This is a genomic window from Streptomyces sp. NPDC056161 (assembly GCF_042268025.1).
Classification (GTDB): domain Bacteria; phylum Actinomycetota; class Actinomycetes; order Streptomycetales; family Streptomycetaceae; genus Streptomyces.
Genome location: NZ_JBHJUV010000033.1, coordinates 55914 through 67928 on the forward strand (window position 1 = coordinate 55914; position 12015 = coordinate 67928).

Below are 12015 nucleotides of genomic sequence, written 5' to 3' on the forward strand. Positions count from 1 at the left end.
ACGCGCCACCCGCCGCCCCGAGCCGCCCCCGCCGGCCGGGGTTCTCTTCTGCCCGCACTCGCCCGCACTCCCCTCCGAAAGGCCCCGCCCATGTCCACCCCCCTGTCCGCCGACGCCCTCGTGTCCGCCCTGCGGGCCGAGGGCGTCACCGTCGTCGAGACCGCCGGCTGGCGCACCAACAACCGCAACAGCAAGGGCGGTTGGGGCCCGGTCAACGGGGTGGTGATCCACCACACCGTCACCTCCGGCACCGCCGCCTCCGTCAGCCTCTGCTTCACCGGCCGCTCCGATCTGCCGGGCCCGCTCTGCCACGGCGTGATCGCCAAGGACGGCACGGTCCACCTGGTCGGCAACGGCCGCGCCAACCACGCCGGCCGCGGCGACGGCGACGTACTGGACGCGGTGATCGCCGAGACCGCCCTGCCCGCGCCGAACGAGAACGACACCGACGGCAACGTCCACTTCTACGGCTTCGAATGCGTCAACCTCGGCGACGGCAAGGACCCGTGGCCCGAGGTGCAGTTGGACGCCATGGTGCGGGCGTCGGCCGCGCTGTGCCGGGCACACGGCTGGAGCGCCCGCTCGGTCATCGGCCACAAGGAGTGGACCAACACCAAGATCGACCCGCGTGGCTTCACAATGGCGGACTTCCGCGGCCGGGTCGCCGCCCGTCTCGGCACCGAGGTCCCCGCCGGCACCACCCCCGCCCACCAGCCCTTCCCCGGCGCCGACTGGTTCAGGAAGCGGCCCAGGTCCGCCGTCGTCACCGCGATGGGCAGGCGGCTGGTCGCCGTCGGCTGCTCGGCGTACTCCGCCGGACCCGGCCCGCAGTGGACCGAGGCCGACCGGCTCTCCTACGCCACGTGGCAACGCAGGCTCGGCTACTCCGGCTCGGACGCCGACGGCTGGCCGGGCGCCACCTCCTGGGCGGCCCTGAAAGTCCCGTACAGCTCCTGAGAAACGAGGCTCACCATGTCAGAGGCCGCCAAACGCACCCTCCGCACCGTCGTACAGACCGCTGTCGGGCTGTGCGTCCTGCTGCCGACGGTCGTCCGCGCCGCCGGCATCCCGGACACCCTGCCCTGGGCCGCCGGAGCGCTCGCCGTCGCCGCCGCGGTCACCAGGGCGATGGCCGAACCCGCCGTACAGGCGCTGCTGCCGTCGTGGCTGCGGACGGACAGCGAACAGGAGGGCGCGTGACCGAACCACCTTTCCCGTCCTCCCCAGCCGCCCCGTCCTCCCTCTCCACCCCTCACTCCCTGTCCGACCCGACCGCCGTGGCCGTCGAACTGGAACGGCTGCGCGGGACCGTCGAGGCCGGGTTCGCCCGCGTCGACGGCTCGCTCGCGCTGCTGGTCCAGCGCAGCGACCAGACCGACAGACAACTCGCCGACCACGAGCAGCGCCTGGACGCGCTGGAGCGGGCCCGCTGGCCGCTGGCGAGCGTCGGCGTGCTGGCGGCCGTGGCCACCGTGGTGGTGACGGCGCTGGAGCTGACGGCACGCTGACACACCGAAGGGCGGCCACCCCGTACGAAACGGGGTGGCCGCCCTTCGGCCTGTCTCAGCTACTTGCTAGGAGCTACGGCTGCTCACTGGTTGTACGGACCGTAGTCGTAGTCCTCCAGCGGAACGGCCTGGCCGGAGCCCGTGCCGAACGGCGAGTAGTCGATGTCGTCGTAGCCGACGGCCGAGTACATCGCGGCCTTGGCCTCCTCGGTCGGCTCGACCCGGATGTTGCGGTAGCGGGACAGGCCCGTACCGGCCGGGATGAGCTTACCGATGATGACGTTCTCCTTGAGGCCGATGAGGCTGTCGGACTTGGCGTTGATCGCCGCGTCCGTCAGGACTCGGGTCGTCTCCTGGAAGGAGGCGGCCGACAGCCAGGACTCCGTCGCCAGCGACGCCTTCGTGATACCCATCAGCTGCGGACGGCCGGAGGCCGGGTGACCGCCCTCCTGGACCACACGACGGTTCTCCTGCTCGAACTTCGAGCGCTCGACCAGCTCACCGGGCAGCAGCTCCGCGTCGCCGGACTCGATGATCGTCACCCGGCGCAGCATCTGCCGGATGATGATCTCGATGTGCTTGTCGTGGATCGACACGCCCTGCGAGTTGTACACCTTCTGGACCTCGCCGACCAGGTGGACCTGGACGGCACGCTGGCCCAGGATGCGCAGCACGTCGTGCGGGTTGGTGGCACCCACGGTGAGCTTCTGGCCCACCTCGACGTGCTCGCCCTCGCTGACCAGGAGACGGGCGCGCTTCGAGATCGGGAACGCCGTCTCGTCGCTGCCGTCGTCCGGCGTGATGACCAGCTTCTTGGTCTTCTCCGTCTCCTCGATGCGGACGCGTCCGCTCGCCTCGGAGATCGGGGCGACACCCTTCGGGGTACGGGCCTCGAACAGCTCGACGACACGCGGCAGACCCTGGGTGATGTCGTCACCGGCCACACCACCGGTGTGGAAGGTACGCATCGTCAGCTGGGTGCCGGGCTCACCGATGGACTGGGCGGCGATGATGCCGACCGCCTCACCGATGTCGACCAGCTTGCCGGTGGCGAGCGAGCGGCCGTAGCACATGGCGCAGGTGCCGACCGCGGACTCGCAGGTCAGGACCGAGCGGGTCTTGACCTCGTCGACGCCCCGGGCGATCAGCTCGTCCATGAGGACGTCGCCCAGGTCGGTGCCGGCCGGGGCCAGCACCTTGCCGTCGACCACGATGTCCTCGGCGAGGCAGCGCGCGTACACGGACGTCTCGACGTCCTCCGCCTTGCGCAGCACGCCGTCGGCGTCGCGCTCGGCGATGCGCAGCTTGAGACCGCGCTCGGTGCCGCAGTCCTCCTCGCGGATGATGACGTCCTGCGAGACGTCCACCAGACGACGGGTCAGGTAACCCGAGTCGGCGGTACGCAGGGCGGTGTCCGCGAGACCCTTACGGGCACCGTGCGTGGAGATGAAGTACTCCAGGACGGACAGGCCCTCACGGAACGACGCCTTGATCGGACGCGGGATCGTCTCGTTCTTCGCGTTCGACACCAGACCACGCATACCGGCGATCTGACGCATCTGCATCATGTTGCCGCGCGCACCCGAGTTCACCATCATCGAGACCGGGTTGGTCTTCGGGAAGTTCGCGTTCATCGCCTCGGCCACCTCGTTGGTCGCCTTGGTCCAGATCGCGATGAGCTCCTGGGTGCGCTCTTCCTTGGTGATCAGACCGCGCTCGTACTGCTTCTGGACCCGCTCGTCCTGGGCCTCGTAACCCTTGACGATCTCCTTCTTCGCGTCGGGGACGACGACGTCGGAGATGGCCACGGTGACACCGGAGCGGGTCGCCCAGAAGAAGCCGGCCGCCTTCAGGTTGTCGAGCGTCGCCGCCACGATGACCTTCGGGTAGCGCTCGGCGAGGTCGTTGACGATCTCGGAGAGCTGCTTCTTGCCGACCTCGTAGTCGACGAACGGGTAGTCCTCCGGCAGCAGTTCGTTGAACAGCGCCCGGCCCAGCGTGGTGCGCAGCCGGAAGCTGTCACCCTGCTGCCACTCGCCGTCCCCGACGCGCTCGTCCCCTTCCTCCTGCGCCGGCGGAGTCCAGCCGCGCGGCGGGATGGTGCCCACCGGGAAGCGGATGTCCACCTTCGCCTGAAGGGACAGCTCACCGGCGTCGAACGCCATGATCGCCTCGGCGACCGACGCGAACGACCGGTCCTCGCCCTTGACGTCACGCATCTCGCCGTCGGTGGTGAGGAAGAACAGACCGAGGACCATGTCCTGGGTCGGCATCGTCACCGGACGGCCGTCGGCGGGCTTGAGGATGTTGTTCGAGGACAGCATCAGGATGCGGGCCTCGGCCTGCGCCTCCGCGGACAGCGGCAGGTGCACGGCCATCTGGTCACCGTCGAAGTCCGCGTTGAAGGCGGTGCACACGAGCGGGTGGATCTGGATGGCCTTGCCCTCGACCAGCTGCGGCTCGAAGGCCTGGATGCCGAGGCGGTGCAGGGTGGGCGCACGGTTCAGCAGCACCGGGTGCTCGGCGATGACCTCTTCGAGGACGTCGTACACCACGGTGCGGCCGCGCTCCACCATGCGCTTGGCGCTCTTGATGTTCTGCGCGTGGTTCAGGTCGACCAGCCGCTTCATCACGAACGGCTTGAACAGCTCCAGCGCCATCGCCTTCGGCAGACCGCACTGGTGCAGCTTGAGCTGCGGGCCGACGACGATCACGGAACGGGCCGAGTAGTCGACGCGCTTGCCGAGCAGGTTCTGCCGGAAGCGGCCCTGCTTGCCCTTGAGCATGTCGGACAGCGACTTCAGCGGACGGTTGCCGGGGCCCGTCACCGGGCGGCCGCGGCGGCCGTTGTCGAAGAGCGCGTCGACGGCCTCCTGGAGCATGCGCTTCTCGTTGTTCACGATGATCTCGGGCGCGCCGAGGTCGAGAAGCCGCTTCAGGCGGTTGTTGCGGTTGATGACACGGCGGTACAGGTCGTTCAGGTCGGAGGTCGCGAACCGGCCACCGTCCAGCTGCACCATCGGACGCAGGTCCGGCGGGATGACCGGCACGCAGTCCAGGACCATGCCCTTGGGGCTGTTGCTGGTCTGCAGGAACGCGGAGACGACCTTGAGGCGCTTGAGCGCGCGGGTCTTCTTCTGGCCCTTGCCGGTACGGATGATCTCGCGGAGCTTCTCCGCCTCCTCGTCCAGGTCGAAGGACTCCAGGCGCTTCTGCAGCGCCGCGGCACCCATCGAACCGTCGAAGTACGTGCCGAAGCGGTCACGCAGCTCGCGGTAGAGCAGCTCGTCGCCCTCCAGGTCCTGGACCTTGAGGTTCTTGAACCGGGTCCACACCTCGTCGAGACGGTCGATCTCGCGCTGCGCACGGTCGCGCAGCTGCTTCATCTCACGCTCGGCGCCCTCGCGCACCTTGCGGCGCACGTCGGCCTTGGCGCCCTCGCTCTCCAGCTCGGCGAGGTCCGTCTCCAGCTTCTTGGCGCGGCCTTCGAGGTCGGAGTCCCGGCGGTTCTCGATCTGCTGCCGCTCCACGGAGACGTGCGCCTCCAGGGAGGGCAGGTCGCGGGTACGGCGCTCCTCGTCGACGAACGTGATCATGTACGCCGCGAAGTAGATGACCTTCTCCAGGTCCTTCGGGGCGAGGTCGAGCAGGTAGCCGAGGCGCGACGGAACGCCCTTGAAGTACCAGATGTGGGTGACGGGAGCGGCCAACTCGATGTGGCCCATCCGCTCACGGCGCACCTTCGCACGCGTGACCTCGACGCCACAGCGCTCGCAGATGATGCCCTTGAAGCGGACGCGCTTGTACTTGCCGCAGTAGCACTCCCAGTCCCGGGTGGGGCCGAAGATCTTCTCGCAGAAGAGGCCGTCCTTCTCGGGCTTGAGGGTGCGGTAGTTGATGGTCTCGGGCTTCTTGACCTCGCCGTGGCTCCACTGCCGAATGTCGTCAGCGGTAGCCAGGCCGATCCGGAGCTCGTCGAAGAAGTTGACGTCGAGCACTATGCGTCAATCCCTCTCAGGGTCGTAATTCTGTGGTCTGAAACGGGGGCCTGGGGGTCGGCGGGACCCTGATGGTTCAGGGTCCCGGCCGGACTCCCGTCAGACCTCTTCGACGCTGCTCGGCTCACGCCGGGACAGGTCGATGCCGAGTTCCTCCGCCGCGCGGAAGACGTCCTCGTCGGTGTCGCGCATCTCGATGGACATGCCGTCCGAGGACAGCACCTCCACGTTGAGGCACAGGGACTGCATTTCCTTGATGAGCACCTTGAAGGACTCGGGAATGCCGGGCTCGGGGATGTTCTCGCCCTTGACGATGGCCTCGTAGACCTTCACGCGGCCGGTGACGTCGTCGGACTTGATGGTCAGCAGCTCCTGGAGGGCGTACGCGGCGCCGTACGCTTCCAGCGCCCACACCTCCATCTCGCCGAACCGCTGGCCGCCGAACTGGGCCTTACCACCCAGCGGCTGCTGGGTGATCATCGAGTACGGGCCGGTCGAGCGGGCGTGCAGCTTGTCGTCGACCAGGTGGTGCAGCTTCAGGATGTACATGTAGCCGACCGAGATCGGGTCCGGGAACGGCTCACCGGAGCGGCCGTCGAACAGCCGCGCCTTGCCGGACGGGAGGACCAGGCGGTCGCCGTCGCGGTTCGGGATGGTGTGCTCCAGCAGACCCGCCAGCTCGTCCTCGCGGGCACCGTCGAACACCGGGGTGGCGACGTTGGTGCGCGGGTCGACCTGGTCGGCGGCGATGGCCTGGAGGCGCTCGGCCCACTCCTCGGTCAGGCCGGAGACGTCCCAGCCCTGGCTGGCGAGCCAGCCGAGGTGGATCTCCAGGACCTGTCCCGGGTTCATCCGGGACGGGACGCCGAGCGGGTTGAGGATGATGTCGACCGGGGTGCCGTCCTCCAGGAACGGCATGTCCTCGATCGGCAGGATCTTGGAGATGACGCCCTTGTTGCCGTGTCGGCCGGCGAGCTTGTCACCGTCGGTGATCTTGCGCTTCTGCGCGACGTAGACGCGCACCAGCTGGTTCACACCGGGCGGCAGCTCGTCGCCCTCCTCGCGGTCGAAGACGCGCACGCCGATGATCTTGCCGATCTCGCCGTGCGGCACCTTCAGCGAGGTGTCGCGGACCTCACGGGCCTTCTCACCGAAGATCGCGCGCAGCAGGCGCTCCTCCGGCGTCAGCTCGGTCTCACCCTTGGGCGTGACCTTGCCGACGAGGATGTCACCGGCGACGACCTCGGCGCCGATGCGGATGATGCCGCGCTCGTCGAGGTCGGCGAGGACCTCCTCGGAGACGTTCGGGATGTCCCGGGTGATCTCCTCGGGGCCGAGCTTGGTGTCACGGGCGTCGACCTCGTGCTCCTCGATGTGGATCGAGGAGAGGACGTCGTCCTGCACGAGGCGCTGCGACAGGATGATCGCGTCCTCGTAGTTGTGACCCTCCCACGGCATGAACGCCACGAGCAGGTTCTTGCCGAGCGCCATCTCGCCGTTCTGCGTGGCGGGACCGTCGGCGAGGACCTGGCCCAGGACGATCCGGTCGCCCTCGTTGACGATGACCTTCTGGTTGACCGAGGTGCCCTGGTTGGACCGGGAGAACTTGGCCAGCCGGTAGGTGATGTAGGTGCCGTCGTCGTTGGCCGTGGTGATGTAGTCCGCGGAGACCTCCTGGACCACACCGTCCTTCTCGGCCTTGACGACGTCGCCGGCGTCGACGGCGGAGCGGTACTCCATGCCGGTGCCGACGAGCGGGGACTCGGACTTGATGAGCGGCACGGCCTGCCGCATCATGTTCGCGCCCATCAGGGCACGGTTGGCGTCGTCGTGCTCCAGGAAGGGGATCATGGCGGTCGCGACCGACACCATCTGGCGCGGCGAGACGTCCATGTAGTCCACGTCCTCGCCGCCGACGTAGTCGACCTCGCCGCCACGGCGGCGGACCAGCACGCGGGCCTCGGCGAACCGCAGCTCGTCGGTGAGCGGCGCGTTGGCCTGCGCGATGACGAAGCGGTCCTCCTCGTCGGCGGTCAGGTAGTCGACCTCGTCGGAGACCTGGCCGTCGGTGACCTTGCGGTACGGCGTCTCGATGAAACCGAACGCGTTGACCCGGCCGTAGGAGGCCAGCGAGCCGATCAGACCGATGTTCGGGCCTTCCGGCGTCTCGATCGGGCACATCCGGCCGTAGTGCGAGGGGTGCACGTCACGGACCTCGAAGCCGGCCCGCTCACGGGAGAGACCACCCGGGCCGAGGGCGTTCAGACGACGCTTGTGCGTCAGCCCCGACAGCGGGTTGTTCTGGTCCATGAACTGGGACAGCTGGCTGGTGCCGAAGAACTCCTTGATGGAGGCGACGACCGGCCGGATGTTGATCAGGGTCTGCGGCGTGATCGCCTCGACGTCCTGGGTGGTCATGCGCTCGCGCACGACGCGCTCCATACGGGCGAGACCCGTACGGACCTGGTTCTGGATCAGCTCGCCGACGCTGCGGATACGACGGTTGCCGAAGTGGTCGATGTCGTCGGTCTCGACCATGATCGAGCGGCCGGACTCACCGGTCGTCTCGGTCTCACCGGCGTGCAGCTTCACCAGGTACTTGATGGTGGCGATGACGTCGTCGGTGGTGAGCACGCCGGCGTCCAGCGGCTCGTCCGCACCGAGCTTCTTGTTGACCTTGTAGCGGCCGACCTTCGCGAGGTCGTAGCGCTTCGGGTTGAAGTACAGGTTCTCCAGGAGCGTCTGCGCGGCCTCACGCGTGGGGGGCTCGCCCGGACGCAGCTTGCGGTAGATGTCGAGGAGCGCGTCGTCCTGGCCCTGGGTGTGGTCCTTCTCCAGGGTGGCGCGCATCGACTCGTAGTCGCCGAACTCCTCCAGGATCTGCTCGGTCGTCCAGCCGAGCGCCTTCAGGAGGACGGTGACCGACTGCTTGCGCTTGCGGTCGATGCGGACACCGACCATGTCGCGCTTGTCGATCTCCATCTCCAGCCAGGCACCCCGGGACGGGATGATCTTGGCGGAGAAGATGTCCTTGTCGGAGGTCTTGTCGATGGAGGAGTCGAAGTAGACACCGGGGGAACGGACCAGCTGGGACACCACGACACGCTCGGTGCCGTTGATGACGAAAGTGCCCTTGTTCGTCATGAGCGGGAAGTCGCCCATGAAGACGGTCTGGGACTTGATCTCGCCGGTCTCGTTGTTGGTGAACTCGGCCGTGACGAAGAGCGGGGCGGCGTACGTGAAGTCGCGCTCCTTGCACTCGTCGATCGAGTTCTTGGGCGGCTCGAAGCGGTGGTCCCGGAAGGTCAGCGACATCGACCCGGAGAAGTCCTCGATCGGGGAGATCTCCTCGAAGATCTCCTCCAGACCGGACTTGGTGGGGACGTCCTGACCGTTCTCAAGAGCCTCCTCGACCCGACTCTGCCAGGCGGTGTTGCCGAGCAGCCAGTCGAAGCTCTCGGTTTGCAGCGCGAGCAGGTTCGGAACCTCAAGAGGCTCCTTGATCTTTGCAAAGGAGATGCGCAGCGGGGCGGTGCTGGCGCCGTTGTTCGTATTCGCGGTCGAGGCGTTGCGCGAGGCGGCCAAGAGGGGGTCCTTCCGAGGGCTCGGACTCACTGCGCGCGTACCGGCCCCTCTCCCATGCGCGAAGACAGAAACCCCAGGTCAGAGGGGATGCAGTCGTCTATGCTCGGGTGAGGGCAGACCCCTGGTGACGGGCAGGGGCAAGCTAACAGGCAGCGCAAAGGGTCAGTGTAGCCACTTGGCACACTGATGTCCAGTCCCACTTTTCTGAGACCCTCGCTGTCTTCAACGCCTGCGCCATGCCTGCCTTCAACGCACGTTGATACTGCCCTCTTCGCCGTCGATCCATGCCTCGGATCCCGGATCGTTGTGACGACGCGTCCTGAGAATTGCGCGCTGCGTGCGGTTCGTCAAGGCCCCCCAGCCCGACCGGGCTCCCAGGGACACGACGAAGATCACCATACCCCCCGGTCACGCGGGTGCAAGGCACTCGCGGTCGGGCCTTCGGGAAAGCCGAGGAGCGACCACCCGGATGGATGATCGCTCCTCGGTGCGCGCGCGTTACAGCCCCGTCGGGGGCCGCGGCGACCGCACGGCAGGCGTACGGCCCGATCCCGGGTGACCCCGGAAGGACTTACTTGACCTCGACGGAGGCGCCGGCGCCCTTGAGGGACTCGGCGGCCTTCTCGGCGGCGTCCTTGGCGACCTTCTCCAGGACGGGCTTCGGGGCGCCGTCCACCAGGTCCTTGGCCTCCTTCAGGCCGAGCGAGGTCAGCTCACGCACGACCTTGATGACCTGGATCTTCTTGTCGCCGGCGCCGGTGAGGATGACGTCGAACTCGTCCTGCTCCTCGGCCTGCTCGACCGGGGCGGCCGGGCCGGCCGGGCCCGCGACGGCGACCGCAGCGGCGGCGGTGACGTCGAACTTCTCCTCGAACGCCTTCACGAACTCGGAGAGCTGGATCAGGGTCATGCCCTCGAACTCGGCAAGCAGTTCGTCCTGGGTGAGAGCCATGGTGGCTTTCCTTCCACTAATTCGGCAGGTGCCGGATGTACATGTCTGGCGGGCGTACGTACGGCCCGCTACGACCTCCGCCTCAGGCGGCGGCGGTCATGTCGCGAGCCGAATTACTCGGCACCGCCCTGCTCGTCCTGCTTGGCGCGAAGCGCGTCCACGGTGCGGACGAGCTTCGACGGGAGCGCCTGGAAGACCTGGGCAGCCTGGGTCTGCTTGGCCTTGAAGGCGCCCGCCAGCTTGGCGAGCAGAACCTCGCGGGACTCAAGGTCCGCGAGCTTCTTGATCTCGTCGGCGGACAGCGCCTTGCCGTCAAGGACACCGCCCTTGATGACGAGATTCGGGTTGTCCTTGGCGAAGTCACGGAGACCCTTCGCCGACGTCACCGGGTCACCGGTGACGAAGGCGACAGCCGTCGGACCGTTGAACAGGTCGTCCAGCGTCGTGATCCCGGCCTCGTTGGCCGCAATCTTGGTCAGCGTGTTCTTCACCACGGCGTACTGGGCGTTCTCACCGAGCGACCGGCGCAGCGTCTTGAGCTGCGCCACGGTGAGACCGCGGTACTCGGTCAGCACGGCGGCGTTGGAGCTGCGGAACTGCTCCGCCAGCTCGGCCACCGCGGCAGCCTTGTCGGGCCTCGCCATAGAGCCTCGGCCTCCTTCCGGGTGATTCTGACCGCGCGGACCCGAAGGAGGACTGGGAAAAACGAAACGCCCCGGCGCAGGCGCACGGGGCGGACTCGACCGGCCGTGCACGCGCGGGGCGGGCACTCCGGGAGTTCTTCCACTGTCACCTGCGCGGGTCGCCCACTTTTCAGCGGATCCTTCGGCCACCCCGCGTTCATCCGAACACGGGGCAACGACCAGCGGTCTTTGGCTTCCGTTGGAGAGTAAGGGAACGGATCGCCGCCAGGCAAATCCGTGCCTGCGGACTCAGCCCTGCTCGACCCCCTTCATCATCTCGGAGAGGTCGGTGGTGTCCTTGGCGGGCGGAGCGGTGACCTTCACCGGCTGGTTGTAGTCGATGAAGGTGATCAGCATGTCGAGCGGGCCCTTCTTGGCCTCGCCCCGCATCCGGAACTGCTTGGTGTGCGACTCGCCGTCGATCCACATGTCCATGGTCATCTCGTCGACGCCCATGGTCTCGTACTGCTCAAGGCTCTGCTCGTGCCGCTCGCGGAGGTTCTTGTCCTCCGCCTTGATCTTGGCCCGGAGGTCGTCGAGGGTGACCGTGCCCTGGTAGTGGGTGGTCTTCACCCCGTCGACGGTCTCGGTGCCGATCTCCTTGATGTCCTTGGCGCCGGACAGGAACGTGGAGTCGGAGGCCGGGTTCTTGCCGGCCTCCCCCGCGCCGAGCTGGTCGGCGTTGAGCCCGCCGTCCGCGCCGGCGGCGGACATGTCGAGCTTGAGCCAGCTCTTGCCCTCCATCTCCTTGGCCATCTCGGGGTTGCCGCCGATGTACATCGCCTTGTCGACGAGCCGGATCTCGACCGGCCCGTCGGTGCCCTTGCCCGCGGCGGTCATCTTCATGCTCATGGCCGGCGGCTCGACGCTCATCGCCGCCTCGCCCTTGAGCCGGCCCTCGCCCGGGATGCTGCCGGACATCCGGTAGCGGAACGACTTGATGTCGTCCGCGTTCTTCGCGGCAGCGGCGACGGCCGCCGCCGGCTCCATCGCGGGCGCCTTCACCGAGTCGCCCTTCGACGACGACTTCGCTCCGTCGTCGTTCCCCCCGCAGCCGACCGCGCCCGTGGCGAGCAGCAGCACGGCGAGCCCGCCGGCCGCCATGGAAGACCTGGACCTGACGGACACAGAAGACCTCATTTTTTCTTTCCCCCCACATCATGGTTGGGCGCACAGGGAACACACGCCCGATTCACAGTAAGGGGTTGATCGTAACCGGCGGCAATGACAAGTACATCCGGGTTCTTGGCGGGTTCTTGACCATCGAAGGCCGAAAGGGTCCGCGGCGG

Annotated in this window: 8 protein-coding genes; 3 read left to right on the forward strand and 5 right to left on the reverse strand. The window is 67.7% G+C overall.

Going from position 1 to position 12015, the window contains the following annotated elements:
• The first annotated feature begins 90 nt into the window (after nucleotides 1-90).
• The 3 genes from ACFC09_RS27845 to ACFC09_RS27855 are packed head-to-tail and all read left to right on the forward strand — an operon-like array spanning nucleotide 91 to nucleotide 1508.
• Nucleotides 91-957, forward strand: coding sequence for a peptidoglycan-binding protein (locus tag ACFC09_RS27845; RefSeq protein ID WP_376533069.1), 867 nt, complete (start codon nucleotides 91-93; stop codon nucleotides 955-957).
• 15 nt (nucleotides 958-972) lie between these two features.
• Nucleotides 973-1200 (forward strand): hypothetical protein, encoded by a 228-nt coding sequence (locus tag ACFC09_RS27850; protein ID WP_376533070.1) that lies wholly within the window; start codon nucleotides 973-975, stop codon nucleotides 1198-1200.
• Between the two features lie 59 nt (nucleotides 1201-1259).
• Nucleotides 1260-1508: a hypothetical protein gene (locus ACFC09_RS27855; RefSeq protein WP_376533115.1), complete on the forward strand. Its 249-nt coding sequence runs from the start codon at nucleotides 1260-1262 to the stop codon at nucleotides 1506-1508.
• An 83-nt stretch (nucleotides 1509-1591) separates the two neighbouring features.
• On the opposite strand, the gene ACFC09_RS27860 is transcribed toward ACFC09_RS27855, so the two are convergent.
• The 5 genes from ACFC09_RS27860 to ACFC09_RS27880 all read right to left on the reverse strand — a co-directional run bounded on the left by ACFC09_RS27860 (nucleotide 1592) and on the right by ACFC09_RS27880 (nucleotide 11866).
• A complete protein-coding gene (locus ACFC09_RS27860) occupies nucleotides 1592-5506 on the reverse strand; it encodes a DNA-directed RNA polymerase subunit beta' (protein WP_376533071.1) in 3915 nt (1304 codons plus the stop codon).
• Between the two features lie 99 nt (nucleotides 5507-5605).
• Complete coding sequence (rpoB, locus tag ACFC09_RS27865) at nucleotides 5606-9091, reverse strand: DNA-directed RNA polymerase subunit beta (protein ID WP_376533072.1); 3486 nt, start codon at nucleotides 9089-9091, stop codon at nucleotides 5606-5608.
• A gap of 571 nt (nucleotides 9092-9662) precedes the next feature.
• Nucleotides 9663-10043 carry a 50S ribosomal protein L7/L12 gene (gene rplL, locus ACFC09_RS27870; protein ID WP_376533073.1) on the reverse strand — a complete coding sequence of 127 codons (381 nt, stop codon included), beginning with the start codon at nucleotides 10041-10043 and terminating at the stop codon, nucleotides 9663-9665.
• Between the two features lie 113 nt (nucleotides 10044-10156).
• Nucleotides 10157-10687: a 50S ribosomal protein L10 gene (rplJ, locus tag ACFC09_RS27875; RefSeq protein WP_376533074.1), complete on the reverse strand. Its 531-nt coding sequence runs from the start codon at nucleotides 10685-10687 to the stop codon at nucleotides 10157-10159.
• 288 nt (nucleotides 10688-10975) lie between these two features.
• Nucleotides 10976-11866 carry a DUF1396 domain-containing protein gene (locus ACFC09_RS27880; protein ID WP_376533075.1) on the reverse strand — a complete coding sequence of 297 codons (891 nt, stop codon included), beginning with the start codon at nucleotides 11864-11866 and terminating at the stop codon, nucleotides 10976-10978.
• Between the last annotated feature and the right edge of the window lie 149 nt (nucleotides 11867-12015).